Below are 15,817 nucleotides of genomic sequence, written 5' to 3'. Positions count from 1 at the left end.
TTTCTCTATAAATAGAATAGTCAGAAAATATATATTTGTATAGTATTACAAAAGTTTTACAAAATCAAGCTAATTTTTAAAATAATGTAACTTTATATTAAAAATACAATCATTATTAGGAAAAAATACCAATAAAAAAACCCTTAATTGGGTTTTATCGATGACTTTTTCACTATTTCTTCTGAAGAAACGGAGAATAATTCTTTTATATTCGCTTTTGTCATCTCCATGTAACATTTCACTATGTGATAACCCGCTGCATAGCCAAGCATTTTGGGATAAAAGCCGGTTCCAAACATCAGTTGAGAGAACTTGCGCGAGTCTCTTTTTATATTCTGATTAGGCTCAATGATTGTCTGATAGAATTGAGTCAGCTGCTCTTTTGAATAATATTTTGTCCATGAACCCGTAAATTCCGCACCCATTCGCTCACGTACGGCATTCTCGGCGAGTCCTTCGAGAATCACAGCGTCAATCAGCGTGTAGTCTTTTTCTTTTTTAGGATCTTTTGCAAGTCTGCAAACATGATGATACTCATGTGTAAGAATAGTCTGAATCTCTTTTTTGCTGTTATTCGATAAAAACAAGAAAAGTTTATCGTGGAAAGCAAGGCCTGATTTCCCTCCATATTCATTTCTCATTTTCCGATTCCCTGCATCTGCAGGCAAAATGAAAATCGGCACGTCCGGTCCGCCCCACTCTTTTTTCAATGCAGCTTCATCCGTTTTTACAAATTCCCAAACACTGTTCTTCTTTAAATCCTTATAAAGGCTCTCACCAGTCTGCTCTCCTTTGAACATCCCAAATGAATGAAGATATTTGCTGATTTCCTCAGGATTGCTTTTATGAAAGTAAGGTTTCAGACGCTCGCAAATTTTTATATGATCTGCAGAGTGTTCAAGCCACTCATTTGTTTTGATGACAGTCATGGAATCTCCACTCCCTCCTGCCGTATCTTATGAAGGTGTGTTTGAGGAAGTGAAAAGATCCATCAACTAAGAAAAGCGCAAGCACCAGTTTAGCACTGGCAGAGGAGCTGGGGCGCTAGCGCTAGACATTAATGCGCAAAGTTTTTATACATTCTAAAACTAAAAAAAAAGCCAGCTAAGCTGACTTTTCGTTTTACTGCTCGTATTTTTTAAAGATAATCGTTGCGTTGTGTCCGCCAAATCCGAGTGAATTGCTGAGTGCCACATTCACTTCGGCTTTTCTCGCTTCATTCGGCACATAGTCCAAATCGCACTCCGGATCTTTTTCGCTGTAGTTAATCGTTGGAGGGATGATGCCTTCTTTGATTGCAAGAATCGAAAGAATCGCTTCAACTCCGCCTGCAGCACCGAGCAAATGGCCCGTCATTGATTTCGTAGATGAAACAGCAAGCTTATAAGCATGCTCTCCAAATACTTCCTTGATAGCTAGCGTCTCAAACTTATCGTTGTATGATGTGCTTGTTCCGTGTGCATTCACATAATCTACGTCTTCAGGTGACAGTCCGCCGTTTTCCATCGCCATTCTCATCGCACGAACACCGCCTTCGCCGCCTGGTGCGGGAGCTGTAATGTGATGGGCATCGCCTGTTGCGCCGTACCCCACGATTTCTGCATAAATTTCTGCACCGCGGGCAAGTGCATGCTCAAGTTCTTCAAGAACTAAAATGCCTGCTCCTTCTCCCATAACAAATCCATCGCGATTTGCATCGAATGGTCTGCTTGCTGTAGCAGGATCGGGATTCGTAGACAGTGCCTTGCTTGCACAGAAGCCCGCAAATGCCATCCTTGTAATCGGCGCCTCTGTTCCTCCGGAAATCATGACATCTGCATCTCCCCGCTCAATAACTTTAAAAGCATCCCCAATGGAGTTTGTGCCGGTTGCACATGCTGTCACTGTACAGGAATTAAAACCTTTCGCGCCCAAAGCGATGGAAACCTGGCCTGCTGCCATATCAGGAATCATCATTGGGACGAAAAATGGGCTTACACGTCTTGCGCCCTTTGTAAGAAGTGTTTCAAACTGATTTTCAAACGTTTCCATTCCGCCGATTCCAGAACCGATCCACACACCTGTGCGGGGAGCGATTTCATCTGTAATTTCAAGGTTCGCATCGCGAACTGCCATAAAAGATGCAGCAACCGCATACTGAGTGAAGCGGTCCATTTTTCTTGCTTCCTTCTTATCCATGTATGTCTCGACATCAAAATCTTTTATTTCAGCAGCTACCTTAGCCGGATAATCATTTGAATCAATACGGGTAAGCGGACCGACACCGGACTTTCCATTTACTGCGCTTTCCCATGTTGATGCAACATCATTTCCAATTGGAGTAATTGCTCCCATACCCGTAATGACAACTCGCCTCTTGCTCATATAAAAACACCATACCTTTCACTAGCTGTAATATTTATTATCTGCCCCATCTCATGGCAATGGCTCCCCAGGTTAACCCTCCGCCAAAACCAACCATTACAAGAAGGTCTCCGTCTTTTATCGTTCCTGCTTCCAGTTCTTCTACAAGAGAAATCGGAATCGATGCCGCAGAAGTATTGCCATACTTGTGAACCGTTTTTGACATTTTTTCCACCGGCAGCTCTAAACGTTCTCTGGCGGCTTCCATGATCCGGATGTTGGCCTGATGCGGGATTAAGTAATCAACATCTTCCTTTTTAAGTCCTGCCTTTTCAATCACATTTACGCTTGATTCACCCATTTGTCTGACTGCAAATTTAAAGACTTCGCGGCCATTCATTACAAGCTTTTCGCTCTGATATAGGTGCTTTCCGCCAGAACCGTCCGAACCAAGTTCAAACGCAAGGAATCCTTTTCCAGGTGTTACTGAACTGACAACTGCCGCACCAGCTCCGTCTCCAAAAAGAACAGCTGTATTCCGGTCATCCCAGTCTGTGATTTTTGAAAGTTTTTCTACACCTACAACAAGAACATTTTTATAGGCGCCTGTTTCAATAAATTGCTGCGCTGTAATCAATCCGTACATGAAGCCCGCGCATGCAGCACTTAAATCCATGGCAGCCACTTTCTTTGCACCCAGTTTCTCCTGAAGCATACACGCTACAGATGGGAAAGGCTGATCAGGCGTGACCGTTGCCACCAAAATCATATCTATATCTTCAGCAGTCAGGCCTGCATTCTCAATCGCTTTTTGGGCGGCATAATAGGCCATATCAGAAGTATCTGTTTCATCGTCTGCAAGTCTTCGCTCTTCAATCCCAGTCCGTGTGCGTATCCACTCATCTGACGTATCCATTATTTTCTCCAAATCCGCATTTGTTACAACACGATCTGGATTATACCGTCCGATTCCAATTATCCCTGCACTCATATACGCAGCTCCTTTTATCCTATATTTAGAATCAATTATTATTACCTGGTACTAATTTTATCCTATCTTTTTTAAAATTTCAATCAAAAATCTGTGCAAATGCCCCGTACAAGTTATAAAAGAAAACATACAGTACTAATAAAGAAGGAGAAGCGAGGTGTTTATGTTGAGCGAAAAAAGACAATATGAAGAGTCCGGAGATTTCTTCTCATCCTTCATGTTTGGAGATAAAAGAGAGCGCAGCATAGAGCAGAAGGAAGCAGAAAGAACCCCCGCTCCAGATGAGCAGGAACCTCAGTCAGAGACAGATTTTTTTCAGCTTTTCATGCAGATTGATAATATTATGGACTCTTTAAAAGAATTAAAGCCAGTAGTAAAAGAATTTTCTCCGATTTTGGACTATTTCAAACAAAAGTTAAAATAGGCTGAAGTTCGATGAGATAGAATATTTTATTTATGAGAAATGACCAAGATTTGGAGAATTCCATGGAAGAGAATAATGTACGTGTATGACTCCTTTAATCTGGAAAGTTACGGGAGTTCTCATAAATAAAGGCTCTTTTCGTAAATATTGTTGCTGCCAGACTAAATGTTAATAACACTAAGTGGATAGCAGCGGATAAACTTGCCTCCTGCGGGAAAAAGAGCAAAATGGAAGACTCCACAGGCAAAGCCGAGGAGGCTTCCATGCTCCCCGCGGAAAGCAAGTTCCTGGAGCGGAAAGCTATGCGAAAACAGCCTAAATAAAAAATCCACAGTTTCATGTAAACTGTGGACTTTTCAGGTTTATTTGCCTGCTTCATTTTTTCCTAATTCATAAGCATCATTCATTACTTTTGTAAGCAGCTCCATCATAGGCTGAAGATGATCAGCCGTAATTTCTATGCCTGCTTCATCCAGCTTCGCTTTTGCTTCTGGAAGATATTTCATGGCGATTTGCATAAATTCTAACGTTTTCGGTTCATGGCTCATATGTATTCCCCTTTTATATTTGATTAGGCAGCTTATCTGTCTGCCTGTATGTTTCAATATGTTCCTGTATTTTGTTTTGAAAGGCTTTATCCACACTCGGACTGTATTTGCCGAGTTCAATGACATCGTCCTGAAAATCAAAATACAAATTTCCGCTTTCCAGTTCACCATCTGAATATTTTTCGGCAACAAGCTCATATAAACGGTCTACATGCTGAATGGTGCTTGTGAGAACAGTTGTTTCGCCAAGATCTGACTGATCGGAAACAAACCCAATTGCGTACAGACCATTTTCTTTTACGCGTTCAATGACAGGTACATTATACCCATCGCCTGCAGGATATACAACATCTATGCCTTCTGCGATCATCTCATCTGTATAATTAAGGGCGGTTTTTACATCATCCCAGCTTTGCACATACTGAATATCAACTTCGACATCAGGATTCTGATAGTTCGCACCTTCATAAAAGCCGTCAATTTCTGGCTGCCATTCATATGCTGCCACTATCCCGATTTTATTTGTCTTTGTCATTTCACCGGCAATCATTCCCCCGAAAAAACCCATGGCATTCGAGTCAAAGTTAAGGCTCGTCATATTGTCCCCATCAGCCTCGCCATTAAAAAAAACAAAATGGATATCTTTATATTCTTCATTCAATTCTTCAAAAAACACTTCATATTCACTGCCGTGGCCGAAAATCAGATTGACGCCTTTTCCCGAAAACTCTTTTACTGCTTCTCTGACTACTTCCTGATTATTCATGCCTTCTTTATAAAAAACATCAACACCGTACCGTGATTGTATTTTCAATAATCCTTTGTATCCCTTTGTGCCCCATACTTGATCACTGATTGTATCCGGGACAAGCAAACCCACTTTTTCAAGTTCATTCTGCCTGGGTTGTCCGCATCCTGTCAGAAAAAAAAGGCACATGGCGAATAGAATACTTTTCTTCAGCATTCCAAGCAACTCCTTTTAGCTTGTGCAAGTCATGATTCCTCCTATATTTTAGACTGTAACCAATTCATCGCACAAGGATATATTTCCCAATAACGATTAAAACTTGAATTTTATCTAAAATTATTGGTAAATATACAGGTTTTGCTTGATCCATTCTGTTTGGATCTGTATGCCCTTTTCTAAAGAAATACTGGTTTCAACAGGACAGATGAGTTCCTTCGATACCTTATAAGAAAGATTCCGGTCTGCCTTTTCCGAAAATAGTTGAGCGATTTTGCTCCACTGGCCTTCTTTCATAGACGAGAGATGAACAACAGATTCTTTATAAGGATGTGCCTCTGCAATTTCCAATAGAGTGCTGACTGCATCATCAATAAAGAGAATATCTCTTTTCTCTTCTTTTGCTTCAAAATCAGATTTTTTTCCCGTCAAGTCTGAAATAATACAATGATGAATGAAGCTTGTTTGCGGCTGCCAAGGTCCAAAAAGGCCGGGAAATCTGACAATCTTATACAGCTCTGATTCTCCAAACAGCTCGCGGATTTCTAACTCCTGCTGCAGATGGGCCTTGCCGTTTTCTGTTGAAGGATGGGGAACCGTATCCTTTTCGATCTTCTCTTGAGCTTCACTGAAAACTTCAGCAGATGATATGAGAACAAATGGAATTTTTTGTTTTATAGAAAGATCAGCACAATCACTTAATAAAGTTGAATCATGTCTATTCTCCTTATCAGTTGGATCCTGAATGCAATAAAAAATCACATCATTTTCTTTAGCTTCTGTGATTGAAGAGATTTTTTCAAACAAAGCATTTCTGCCAATCAGCATCATTTTTTCATCGGCAATTTTTTGTTCCTGATCATCTCTATAGGTATTCATATATCCGTCAACCCCGATGCCATCTTCAAGCAGGCGGCTGCATAGAGCAAAACCGACAAATTGGCCAAAGCCTGCGATCAATGCTTTTCTCATCATTCATTTCCTCCTTTTAGGAAGCGTTATAGTATGGTATGCAGCATTTGAGCACAAAAGAATCGTCCCGGGTACCATCAGGACGATTCCGCTTATAAATTTTTTTCGTTTTCTTTAAAGAATTTCACTACGGAATGATTCAGCCTGTATTGGTTGTCTGCCAGATGAAAGGTTAAGTCGATAGGGGAGCCTTCTTTGCTTCTGTAGTCTTCATAGATTTTACTGTGATCCTGATAAGGGTAAGTGATGCTGTTCATTCTTTGCCATATATGAACAGGAATGCTGGTGCGGTCAAAACTTGTTTGAAAATGATGGTCTTTTACTTTCTTTGAATCCATTTCATATGCATGCGCAATTTCTTTTGTCAGCCTTTTATAAAAAAACATGTTTTCTCTTTCTTTTGCAAGGTGGGCTTGAAGGTTCAGGCATGGATTAAACATTGCGACAGAGCGGATTTTTTCATTAGAAAGCTTCATAAATTCTTTGGCAATCAGCGCCCCCATCCCTTCACAAAGAATATGAACCCGCTCATTCAGTATTTCTTTTTTCATGATTATATGATAAATCTTCTGTGCAAGACTCAGTGCTTTCGGACTTCCCCAGTTTGCACCGTAAAGGTTAGAAGTGAAAACGGTATAACCTGCGTCAAGCAAAATTGAAAGCAGCTGGTTTCTGCCATAGTGCTGCTGCCAAAAGCTCGTTTCCCCATCGACGAAATGTGTTTTGTCACCAAAGATAAAGACACCGAATCCATTTGGTTTATAAGGATAATGGATGATGTTCCATTCTGATTCCAGCTGAAATAAACGTTTTGTAATTCCCATCATTTGCCCACCACCTTTCTTTCGTACTTTGAGCACTTTATATAAGATATGTTCGTTCATGTGAAAGCGAATGGATATTCGCCTAATTATTCAGCAATGAACGTTCATGAAATAGTCAACTTTCATGGTAAATAAAGCTTTTATTCCACAATCTATGTATGATAATATGGACATAGAATTGTTTGAAGAATGAGGTGAACAGATTGCGCTATTTTTGGACATTTTTTTGGACGTTTTTATTAATGCAAATGATGGCTTACGTCGTTTCTTCAATGACAGGTGTTGCATATAACTTTGTTACTGCTTCTATTCTTGCTGTTGTTGCAACCGTTCTCATCCTGATCCTCGGGGAAGTTGTGCCTGACCGATCTGCAGAGGGACATCATTAATACCTAATTTTCGACTCTGCACACAAAAAACCCTACTATAAATAGTAGGGTTTTTTTTCGGGTGTCACGATTATGGTTTTCTTTGATACGTCCAGTGGCGGTCATCATTTGACGTTTCAGGGAAATGATCTCCTGCCTGAAGCTTTATTTTCTGAGGATTTTTGACCATTGAGCCTGTTTCCCCAACTTCTACGTAGATGCCATTATTAGGTGCTTTTTGACCTGATTTAAAGCGATGCTGCTGCCCCAAAATAAGATCCCTCCTTAAAGTTCCTTCATTCTGTAGTATGGCAAATCTCTTTGAAATACATGTAAAGCGGATTAGAAATTTATCCTTTACACGTTTTCTTCGCTATAGTTTAATGGTAATGACCTCAGAAGGATCGGAGGAAAAAGATGGACGAAGTTTATTTAATTTTAAAATATTTACTGCTCGGTTTATTTCAGGGGTTCACAGTGCCAATCCCTGTTTCCTCAAGCGGACATCTTGTATTCGCCCAGCACTTTTTGGGTGTCAAGATTGAGGGATTAAGCTTTGAACTCCTTGTGAATGCGGCCTCTCTGATTGCCGTACTTTTAATTTACCGTGAAGATTTAATTCGCTTAGCGGTTAACGGAGCGAATTATGCAGTGAAAAAGGACCCCTCAGCAAAAAAAGACTTTATGTTTATTGTTTATTTAATCATTGCTACGATCCCTGCAGCTGTGCTTGGAATCTTATTTAAAGATGTTCTTTCAAGCAAAAATGTTCAGCTTGCCGCAGGTTCCCTTATCGTAACAGGTATTGCACTGTACCTTATCCGAAATCTTCGAGGCAGCAAAAAAGATGGGGATTTAACGGTTAAGGATGCGCTTATTATTGGTTTTGCCCAAGCAGTCGCCCTAATTCCCGGCATCAGCCGTTCAGGAGCTACGATTGTTGCTGCAATGGCGCTTGGAACAAAGCAGGAAACAGCTTTGAGATTTTCTTTCCTATTATTTATTCCAGTCAGTGCAGGAGGAATGGTTCTTGGCATAAGCGATCTGATTTCCGATGAACATTTCAGCGAGCTTTTATTGCATTATACAGCAGGGTTTATCGGTTCCTTGATCATGTCTTACTTCTCGCTAAAATGGTTTATGGGCATTATGGAAAAAGGGAATTTGAAGTACTTTGCTTTTTATTGCTTCATTGCCGGACCGCTTGTTTTATTTTTTGCTTAGAAAAAGCATGGATCTTTTATTGGATCCATGCTTTATTTTATATGCTTTTAAAGTTTTCTAATATGTGATTTTATCCAACCAGAAGTTCCTTCAGCAGGGCTTTCTGAACGTGGAGACGGTTTTCCGCCTGCTGAAAAACAGCTGATTGATTTCCGTCAATGACTTCTGCTGTTACTTCCTCACCGCGATGTGCCGGCAGACAATGAAGAAAATGACTGTCTTTTTTTGCACCGCTCATTAGCTCTTCGTTAATTTGATAAGCGTTAAACGCAGCAAGGCGGATTTCGTTTTCTTTTTCCTGTCCCATACTCGTCCATACATCAGAATACACAATATCTGCCTGATGAACAGCTTCTTGCGGATTCGTTGTGGCAGAGATGACAGCTCCTGTCTGTTTGCAGATCTCATCGATTTTCCCCATTACGGACGGATCTGGACCGTACCCTTCCGGATGAGCGATGACCGCATCCATTCCAACCTTTGCACACGCAATTAATAAAGAGTGCGCAACATTATTTCCATCGCCGACGTATGCAACCTTTGTGCCCTTAAACGTTTTTTTCAGCTGGAAGATCGTCATTAAATCTGCAAGTGCCTGGCACGGATGGAATGTGTCCGTCAGTCCATTAATAACTGGAATGGAAGCATGAAGCGCAAGCTCCTCTACTTTTTTATGCTCAAACGTCCGGATCATAATAGCATCTACATACCCTGAAAGGACTTTGGCTGTATCACCAATGCTTTCCCCGCGGCCTAATTGAAGATCCTGACTGCTTAAAAAGAGCGCGCTCCCTCCAAGCTGCTGCATTCCCGCTTCAAACGATACACGTGTCCGAGTTGACGATTTTTCAAAAATCATTGCCAATATTTTTCCGGACAAAACCGATTGAATCGGAAATTTCTTCATATGGATTCCTTCTTCAACAAGATGCAGGATTTCCTCAGTCGTATAATCCAGCAGGGTCAAACAATCTTTTCCTAATAATGCGGATGATTTAGTCTGTGCCAATTTTATCGAACTCATATCATGTTCACTCCTGTTCTTGTTAGTTCTCTAATTGAATAAACCTCATAGTCAGGTGCCGCTTTTAAATAAGCCATAAAAGATGCGGAATCTGAAAAAACTTTGATTCCTTTTTCGGCAGCAAGCAGCCGCTTTTCTTTCGATTCTTCATTTTTCAAACTGACAAACACGCCGTTCTCTGCCGTTTCAGCCCATTTCAGAAAACATTCCGTTTCAGTTTTCAGTCCAACCGCCTCTGCTTTTTGGATCAGGGCATAATCGATTTCATCCATAAAAACACTGACGCTGCTCTTATCGTGATCTTCATCAAATACCTTGCCAAGCGCTTCCTTTAATGTAGGTGCAAGGCACATGCCTTCCCCTGTTGATCTCATTTCAGGACTTAGCTTAAGGTCTACATTTTGAAGGGCGTGACTAGAAAAAACGGGATATTTCACAGCCGTATATGGTCTATCTTCTTCTATATAATGATGAGTGAGTTTTTCTCCATTCAGCATTCCTGCCGCAAGTTCAATCATCGGGACATCCATGACTTTGCTGACAATCGGAGCCGTCCGGCTTGCCCGCGGATTGACTTCCAGAACGTACAGCGTTTCGTTTTGAATCAGAAACTGGATGTTCATGATTCCTTTAAAATTGAGCTGCTTCACGATTTTCTGAGCCGCCTGGTGCATGTCTTGCTTCAGCTTGTCACTAATATTCTTGGAAGGAATAATCGCCATGCTGTCTCCTGAATGCACACCAGCTGGCTCAATGTGCTCCATCACCGCAGGAATGAGGATGCTTTCGCCGTCTGCAACGAGATCAATTTCAGCTTCCTGGCCTGTGACATAGCGATCAATTAGGATTGGAAAGACCTGAGTGCCGGCTTTTTGAACCTGCATCTCCAGCTGCTCTTTATTTTCAAGCACAATCATCCCTTTTCCCCCAATGACGTAAGACGGTCTGATTAAAACAGGATAGCCGATATTTTCTGCTTCCTTGATGGCTTCCTCTGCGTTATGAGCGGTTGTGCCGGGAAGATGAGCGACTTCTATTTCATCTAATAGGTGATAAAATTTCTCTCGTTCCTCAAGGATATCAAGGGTTTTTGAATCTGTTCCGAGAAGGAGTGCTCCGTTTTCTTCAAGTGCGGCTGCAAGATTGATGGCGGTTTGGCCGCCAAATTGCACAATCGTTACATCTATCTGTTCAGCTTCAATGACATTCAGAACATGTTCGGCTGTGAGCGGTTCGAAGTACAGACGGTCTCCTGTTTCAAAATCCGTGCTGACTGTTTCAGGATTATTATTGATCATAATCGCTTCATACCCTAGTTTCTGCAAGGCCTGTATTCCCTGCACAGCGCTGTAGTCGAACTCAACTCCCTGTCCGATGCGGATGGGGCCTGATCCAAGTACCAGCGCTTTTTTTCTTGGATTTGCCGCTTTTTCTAGCTCACACTCTCCGAAATAAGTTGAATAATAGTAGTTGGTTCTCGCTTCAAATTCCGCTGCACATGTATCAACCAGCTTATATTTAGCTGTGATGCCGAGTGATTTTCTCAGTGTTCTTACAGCAGATTCATCTTCATCTAAACAATGTGCGATGTACAGATCAGAACATCCTTTTTCCTTTGCATAGGATAGGAAGTCTTTAGTGATTTCGTGCAAGGTTAGGGATTTAAGCTCTTTTTCCAATGTGACAAGTGAGAGAAAGCTGTTTAGAAAATAATAATCAATCCCTGTTTCCTCATGGATCACATTTATGCTTTCCCCTCTTCTTAACAGCTCAATAATGGCAAAAAAACGCTGATCTGTAGCTTTTTTTATGATGTTTAAGAGTTGAAGATCTGACAGCAGTGATATTTCTTCAAAATAAATTCCGATATTTCCGAGTTCAAGTGATGATACTGCTTTTTGGATGGCGGCTTCGAGATTTCTTTCAATCGCCATCACTTCACCGGTTGCCTTCATTTTAGTACCAAGCGTGCGGTCGGCGTCCTTGAATTTATCAAATGGCCATCTTGGGAACTTCACGACAACATAATCAAGAGCAGGCTCAAAGCTTGCAAAGGTTGACTGTGTCAAAGGGTTTTTCAGTTCGCTTAATGTGTAGCCGACTGCAAGCTTTGCAGCGATTTTGGCAATTGGATAGCCCGTCGCTTTCGATGCAAGAGCTGAAGAACGGCTGACACGCGGATTGACCTCTATAACGTAATATTGCTTGCTTACCGGATCAAGAGCAAACTGGATGTTGCAGCCGCCAACCACATTCAAAGCTGAAATGATGGTTAACGAAGCACTCCGGAGCATTTGATATTCATGATCAGTCAACGTTTGTGAAGGTGCTACTACGATTGAATCCCCTGTATGAATCCCGACAGGATCGATGTTTTCCATATTGCAAACAGTGATACACGTATTGGCTGCATCCCTCATAACCTCATATTCAACCTCTTTAAATCCGGCAATGCTTTTTTCAACAAGGCATTGATGAATCGGGCTTGCACTTAATCCGCTTTTCATCAAGTCAATTAATGACTTTTCATCATCAGCAATCCCGCCTCCCTTACCGCCTAGTGTGTAAGCTGGGCGGACGATGATCGGGTAGCCGATTTCCTGTGCAAATGCCAGTGCTTCATCTGCACCCGTTACAATTTCGCTGTCAGGTACAGGCTGCTTCAGGTCATACATCAGCTTTCTGAACTTTTCTCTGTCTTCTCCCATTTGAATCGACTGAACAGATGTACCCAGAACTTGCACATTATGTTTTTTCAGAACTCCGGCCTCATGAAGTTTCACAGCCAAATTGAGTCCGGTTTGACCGCCAAGAGTTGCAAGAAGACCATCCGGTTTTTCTTTTTCAATAATTTTCGTGAGGCTTTTTACCGTCAGCGGTTCAAAGTAGACCTCATCTGCGTATTGATGATCCGTCATTATCGTTGCCGGATTGTTGTTCACAAGAATGACCTTGTATCCTTCTTCTTTCAAGGCAATGCAGCCCTGAGTCCCGGAATAATCAAATTCTGCAGCCTGGCCAATGATAATTGGGCCAGATCCGATTACTAAGATGCTTTTAATATCATGACGTTTAGGCATAAACCATTTCTCTCCTTGTGTTTAGAACCATTTCCAGAAATTCATCGAAGATATATTCACTTTCTGCAGGTCCTGGATGGGCTTCTGGATGAAATTGTACGGACAGAATCGGAAGTGTCTGATGAAACATCCCCTCAACCGACTGATCATTCACATTGGTGAATCTGACGCCAAACTCTTTATGATGCGCTGACGTCACCACATAGCTGTGATTTTGAGAAGTCATAAAGACCTTTCCTTTTTTCTGGTCCACGACAGGATGATTCGCTCCTCTATGTCCAAACGGCAGCTTCATCGTATCTCCTCCATAAGCCAGGGCAATAAGCTGATGCCCAAGACAAATGCCGAGCGTTGGATAGCTGTCAGCAATCTTTTTTATAGCCGGCAAATAGGTTTCAAGTTCTTTTGGATCGCCAGGCCCGTTTGATAGAACAACTGCATCAGGCTGAATATGCGCAAGCTGATTCAGTTCTGTATATGGAATAATCGTTACTTTGCAGTTTCTTTTCAGAAACGATTGCAAAATTGATTTTTTGAATCCGAAATCAATCAAGGCAATGTGGATAGATCCTTCTCCAAGAGCAGTGATCCCCCTTTGGGTTTCAGGCAATTTTTTTGTTATACTTTTACTTTGTTTTATTTGATTACAATCAGCCGACAGCTTCGCCTTCATCGTTCCATTTTTACGGATCTGCTTGACGATGGACCTTGTATCAACATGACTGATATATGGAATGTTCCATTTGCCCAAGTATTCTTTGACACTATAAGCGGCCTCATAATGAGAGAAATGTTCACAGCATTCATAAAAAACGGCACCTTTTACTTGCGGTCTCTCACTTTCAAAGTCAACTGCATTTATGCCGTAATTTCCGATCAAAGGATAAGTAAACACGATGATCTGATTCTGATACGATGGGTCTGTCAGCACCTCTTGATAGCCTGTCATGCCCGTGTAAAAGACGATCTCTCCTTCACTGTCTTCGCCGTTCAAATTTCCTTTGTAGCTGGTGCCATCCTCAAGAATCAGGTAACCGCTCATTTTCATTCACCTCGTAATGAATTTTTATTTATATTTAAGTATATTTATACATTTAGATTTAAAAAAATTTATGTTACTTGCTGACTGTCACCGCTGCGTGTTTGATCGTTTTTTCTATGATCTTAACCGCTTCATTTATTTCATCCGCTGTTACAGTGAGCGGAGGAAGCAGACGGATGACGTCTGGACCTGCAGGGAGTGTTAATAATCCATTGCTTCGCAGTTCCGTTATAATTGGTGCTGCTTCATGATTTAATTGAATGCCGATCATGAAACCTTTACCTCTAATCTCTGTTACAGCTGGTGCATCAAGCAATGCAGATTTAAGCATATCAGCCATTTTCCCTGATTTCTGAGTGACTTCCTGTAAGAATTGGGGCTGAAAGATTTTTGTGAGCGTTGCTTTAGCTGCTGCCATCGCCAGCGGATTCCCTCCAAATGTCGTTCCATGTGAACCCGGCTGAAAGGATGCAATCAGCTCTTTTTTTCCAATCATCGCTCCAACAGGAAATCCGCTGCCGAGCCCTTTGGCTGCTGTTATAATATCAGGCTCTACTTGAAAGTGCTGATAAGCAAATGGCAGACCTGTCCTTCCAATGCCTGTTTGTACTTCATCAATAATCAGCAGTGAGCCGAGCCGTTCACATGTTTCTTTTACCTTTTCTAAAAATGCAGCTTCTGCAGGTACGACTCCGCCCTCTCCCTGAATCACTTCAAGCATAATAGCAGCATAGCCATCTCCGTCTAATTGGGAAAGAGACTCTGTATCATTGAATGGCAAGTATTCAAATTGCGGCAATAATGGCCCAAAGCCATCATGAATTTTCGCCTGGCCAGTTGCAGACATCGTTGCAAATGTTCTTCCATGAAACGATTGCTTAAAAGTAACAATCTTCGTTTTGCCCGTGTGCTTTTTCGCAAGCTTTATCGCAGCTTCATTTGCTTCTGCCCCGCTGTTGCAAAAAAACACCGCATCGCCGCAGCTGTTTTCTGTAAGAATTTCAGCTGCTTCCTCCTGGAGTGGATGCTGAAAAAGATTCGAAACGTGCCAGACTTTATCAAGCTGATCTTGAACCGCCTTCTTCACATCCTTGTCTCCGTGGCCTAAATTACAAACCGCAATTCCTGAAATAAAATCAAGATAAGTTTTGCCGTTTTGATCGGTGGCGACCGAACCGTTTGCTTCCTTTATCTCCAAATCCCAGCGTGCATATGTAGGAAATACATGACTCATTTAAATGCAGCCTCCTTTTTCATGGTAATTTTTGTTCCCAAGATGGATTGTTCTGCAACAAACATTGACTGACCGCTGACAATCATCACTTCTTTTAAAGATTGAGACAATGACTTGATCGCAGCCTGCACTTTCGGAATCATCCCGCCGTTAATGATTCCTGCGCCAATCATCTCTTCAATTTCATCGGGCGTTGTATGATTGATCACTTGTTTTTCCTTTAAAATACCTGGTACATCTGTGACAAACAGCAGTTTTTTGGCACCAAGTGCACTTGCTATAGCTGCTGCTGCTGTATCTGCGTTGACATTAAGAGTTTGATGATTCACTGTTCTCGCAATTGGAGCAATGACAGGTATGTAATCACCATCAAGCAGTGTTTTAATCAGGTGAATTTGGACGTTTGAAATTTGTCCTACATAACCAAGTTCTTTTTCATTTAAAAACTCAGCTGTCAGCATTCCGCCATCAGAACCTGCAATTCCAGCAGAAGTGAGGTTATTTTGTTCCAGAGCTCTTACAATTTGTTTATTGATTTGGCCTGCGAGCACCATTTCAGCGATATCCAGGACCTGCTTTGTTGTCTTTCTCTGCCCGTTAATAAACTGCGTCTGAACGTTCATGCTTTGGAGAACGCTATTAATTGCAGGACCGCCGCCGTGGACAATGACGACTTTATATCCTTGTTTTTTCAGCTCTTGCAGGCTTCCGAAAAATGGCTCTGACAGTTCATCAACTATACTTCCTCCGCATTTCAACACGACAACTTCGCTCATGGT

16 protein-coding genes are annotated in these 15,817 nt (G+C 41.7%); 3 read left to right on the top strand and 13 right to left on the bottom strand.

What is annotated here, in order from left to right; genetic code table 11:
• Nucleotides 1-143: 143 nt before the first annotated feature.
• From AC3ISE_RS05085 to AC3ISE_RS05075, 3 genes are all read right to left on the bottom strand, one after another.
• The gene (locus AC3ISE_RS05085; protein ID WP_489223296.1) at nt 144-929 is read right to left on the bottom strand and encodes a DUF2268 domain-containing putative Zn-dependent protease; all 786 of its coding nucleotides are present in this window, start codon (nt 927-929) and stop codon (nt 144-146) included.
• A 193-nt stretch (nt 930-1,122) separates the two neighbouring features.
• Nucleotides 1,123-2,364 carry a beta-ketoacyl-ACP synthase II gene (gene fabF / locus AC3ISE_RS05080; RefSeq protein ID WP_489223295.1) on the bottom strand — a complete coding sequence of 414 codons (1,242 nt, stop codon included), beginning with the start codon at nt 2,362-2,364 and terminating at the stop codon, nt 1,123-1,125.
• A 37-nt stretch (nt 2,365-2,401) separates the two neighbouring features.
• Entirely contained in the window at nt 2,402-3,334 is a 933-nt protein-coding gene (locus tag AC3ISE_RS05075; RefSeq protein WP_489223294.1) for a beta-ketoacyl-ACP synthase III, read from the bottom strand.
• Between the two features lie 163 nt (nt 3,335-3,497).
• Between AC3ISE_RS05075 and AC3ISE_RS05070 the strand changes: the two genes are divergently transcribed.
• Nucleotides 3,498-3,758 carry a hypothetical protein gene (locus AC3ISE_RS05070; protein WP_070879313.1) on the top strand — a complete coding sequence of 87 codons (261 nt, stop codon included), beginning with the start codon at nt 3,498-3,500 and terminating at the stop codon, nt 3,756-3,758.
• 362 nt (nt 3,759-4,120) lie between these two features.
• On the opposite strand, the gene AC3ISE_RS05065 is transcribed toward AC3ISE_RS05070, so the two are convergent.
• The 4 genes from AC3ISE_RS05065 to AC3ISE_RS05050 all read right to left on the bottom strand — a co-directional run bounded on the left by AC3ISE_RS05065 (nt 4,121) and on the right by AC3ISE_RS05050 (nt 7,066).
• Entirely contained in the window at nt 4,121-4,306 is a 186-nt protein-coding gene (locus AC3ISE_RS05065; protein ID WP_070879200.1) for a ComZ family protein, read from the bottom strand.
• A gap of 13 nt (nt 4,307-4,319) precedes the next feature.
• Nucleotides 4,320-5,270 carry a BMP family ABC transporter substrate-binding protein gene (locus AC3ISE_RS05060; protein ID WP_489223293.1) on the bottom strand — a complete coding sequence of 317 codons (951 nt, stop codon included), beginning with the start codon at nt 5,268-5,270 and terminating at the stop codon, nt 4,320-4,322.
• 120 nt (nt 5,271-5,390) lie between these two features.
• The gene (locus AC3ISE_RS05055; RefSeq protein WP_489223292.1) at nt 5,391-6,245 is read right to left on the bottom strand and encodes an NAD-dependent epimerase/dehydratase family protein; all 855 of its coding nucleotides are present in this window, start codon (nt 6,243-6,245) and stop codon (nt 5,391-5,393) included.
• An 89-nt stretch (nt 6,246-6,334) separates the two neighbouring features.
• Nucleotides 6,335-7,066: a hypothetical protein gene (locus tag AC3ISE_RS05050; RefSeq protein WP_489224267.1), complete on the bottom strand. Its 732-nt coding sequence runs from the start codon at nt 7,064-7,066 to the stop codon at nt 6,335-6,337.
• 203 nt (nt 7,067-7,269) lie between these two features.
• On the opposite strand from AC3ISE_RS05050, the gene AC3ISE_RS05045 reads away from it, so the two are divergent.
• On the top strand, nt 7,270-7,455 hold the full coding sequence (locus AC3ISE_RS05045; protein WP_070879203.1) for a YjzD family protein: 186 nt from the start codon (nt 7,270-7,272) through the stop codon (nt 7,453-7,455).
• Nucleotides 7,456-7,525: 70 nt separating this feature from the next.
• Here AC3ISE_RS05045 and AC3ISE_RS05040 read toward each other — a convergent pair whose 3' ends face one another.
• Complete coding sequence (locus AC3ISE_RS05040; RefSeq protein ID WP_070879204.1) at nt 7,526-7,705, bottom strand: YjzC family protein; 180 nt, start codon at nt 7,703-7,705, stop codon at nt 7,526-7,528.
• A gap of 146 nt (nt 7,706-7,851) precedes the next feature.
• On the opposite strand from AC3ISE_RS05040, the gene AC3ISE_RS05035 reads away from it, so the two are divergent.
• The gene (locus tag AC3ISE_RS05035; protein WP_489223291.1) at nt 7,852-8,658 is read left to right on the top strand and encodes an undecaprenyl-diphosphate phosphatase; all 807 of its coding nucleotides are present in this window, start codon (nt 7,852-7,854) and stop codon (nt 8,656-8,658) included.
• Nucleotides 8,659-8,728: 70 nt separating this feature from the next.
• On the opposite strand, the gene argF is transcribed toward AC3ISE_RS05035, so the two are convergent.
• The 5 genes from argF to argB form a co-directional block, all read right to left on the bottom strand.
• Entirely contained in the window at nt 8,729-9,682 is a 954-nt protein-coding gene (argF, locus tag AC3ISE_RS05030) for an ornithine carbamoyltransferase (protein ID WP_489223290.1), read from the bottom strand.
• Nucleotides 9,679-12,762: a carbamoyl-phosphate synthase (glutamine-hydrolyzing) large subunit gene (gene carB, locus AC3ISE_RS05025; protein ID WP_489223289.1), complete on the bottom strand. Its 3,084-nt coding sequence runs from the start codon at nt 12,760-12,762 to the stop codon at nt 9,679-9,681. Before carB ends, argF begins: the two co-directional genes overlap by 4 nt.
• Complete coding sequence (locus AC3ISE_RS05020) at nt 12,755-13,804, bottom strand: carbamoyl phosphate synthase small subunit (protein ID WP_489223288.1); 1,050 nt, start codon at nt 13,802-13,804, stop codon at nt 12,755-12,757. The genes carB and AC3ISE_RS05020 overlap by 8 nt, the downstream gene beginning before the upstream one ends.
• 73 nt (nt 13,805-13,877) lie before the next feature.
• Nucleotides 13,878-15,038: an acetylornithine transaminase gene (gene argD, locus AC3ISE_RS05015; protein ID WP_489223287.1), complete on the bottom strand. Its 1,161-nt coding sequence runs from the start codon at nt 15,036-15,038 to the stop codon at nt 13,878-13,880.
• Entirely contained in the window at nt 15,035-15,814 is a 780-nt protein-coding gene (argB, locus tag AC3ISE_RS05010; protein ID WP_489223286.1) for an acetylglutamate kinase, read from the bottom strand. The genes argD and argB overlap by 4 nt, the downstream gene beginning before the upstream one ends.
• Nucleotides 15,815-15,817 lie beyond the last annotated feature (3 nt).

This window comes from Metabacillus sp. KH_069, from assembly GCF_057838075.1.
Note: the sequence above shows the minus strand (reverse complement) of the source record. Positions and strands in the feature narration are given on the sequence as shown.